Genomic DNA, 1,335 nt, shown 5'->3' with positions numbered 1-1,335 from the left:
TAATTGTTTGTTTTGAAAAGAGATATCTCTCTAAGTTCAGCTGATCTCGGTCAGTTGTCTTTCTTTTTTTCTAATAATAGAAAGACAACAAATTTGAGACTTGGCATGACTACACAAAGCACTATCAGCACCTCTTCCATTTCCGCTCCTGTAACAGAAACCAGTTGGCAAAAGAAAGCCATGCTAAGTGTCGCGTTTTTGATGGCGACGACCTCTGTTGGCCCTGGCTTTTTGACTCAAACTGCTGTCTTCACGAACATCTACAAAGTCGACATGGCGTTTCCTGTATTGGCTTCGATCTTTATCACGTTTGGTATCGTGATGAACTTGTGGCGCATTGTGGGCGTTTCTGGCATGCGAATCCAAGACATTGCGAACAAAGTGGCGCCGGGTATGGGTTATGGTGTCGGTATTCTCCTTGCGCTTGGAGCTGTGGCGTTTAACTTTGGCAACGTAAGTGGCGCGGCGTTAGGCATTAATGTGTTAACGGGCGTGGACACGACTTGGGGTGCGCTGTTTACTGGTGTGGTCGGCTGTTTGCTGTTTGTGGTTCATAACGCCTCCAAACGAATGGACCAAATGGCTCGCTACCTTGGCTTGTTCATGATTGTTCTGATTGCATATGTGGCAATGACGAGCTTACCTCCGATGGGAGAGACACTAAGTGCAGCGGTGATGCCTATGGATGTTGGTAGTTTGCTTCTGCCTACGTTGACTATCGTTGGCGGCGCAGTTGGCGGTTACTACACGGGTGCACAACGTCTAGTGGACATCGGCTTGAAAGGTAAAGAGAATGTACCTTCCATCACTTCAACGGCATGGGCTGGTATCTCTATTGCAGTGGTTATTCGCGTCCTACTGTTTTTAGCGGTGTTTGGCGTTATCGCGACAGGCGCAACGTTGGATTCAGCTAACCCGGCAGCCGACGCTTTCCGTCAAGGTGCTGGCCAGCTTGGTTACTTCATCTTTGGCTTAGTACTGTTTGTCGCTTCTATCACATCTGTGGTGGGCAACTCTTACATGGCTATCTCATTAATTAAGACGCTTTTCCCAGTTGTGGCACGAAACGAAAAAGCGTGGTGTGTCGGCTTCATTATCCTAACCTCGCTAGGCACGGTTACCATGGATATGCCAATTCTTCTGCTTATGTTAGCGGGCTTAGTGAACAGCATTATCCTTCCTATCGTTTTGGGTACCGTCTTGGTTGCGACAAAACGCAAAGATATCGTCGGTGATTACCAACACCCAATGTATTTAACGCTAACTGGAGCAGCGATTGTTATCGTGATGGCTGCATCGAGTTTGACTAACGTCGGTAACTTCATGGCGAAGTTT

At 47.5% G+C, this 1,335-nt stretch carries 1 protein-coding gene; it reads left to right on the top strand.

Annotated elements, in window-relative coordinates; all coding sequences use genetic code 11:
* Positions 1 to 105: 105 nt before the first annotated feature.
* Positions 106 to 1,335, top strand: a 1,230-nt coding sequence (locus R7E47_RS24455; RefSeq protein ID WP_318085289.1) for an NRAMP family divalent metal transporter, incomplete at its 3' end; no start/stop codon positions are given.

The sequence above is a fragment of the Vibrio sp. Vb1026 genome (assembly GCF_033338745.1).
GTDB classification, from domain to species: domain Bacteria; phylum Pseudomonadota; class Gammaproteobacteria; order Enterobacterales; family Vibrionaceae; genus Vibrio; species Vibrio alginolyticus.
This window is presented reverse-complemented; position numbering and strand designations above follow the sequence as displayed.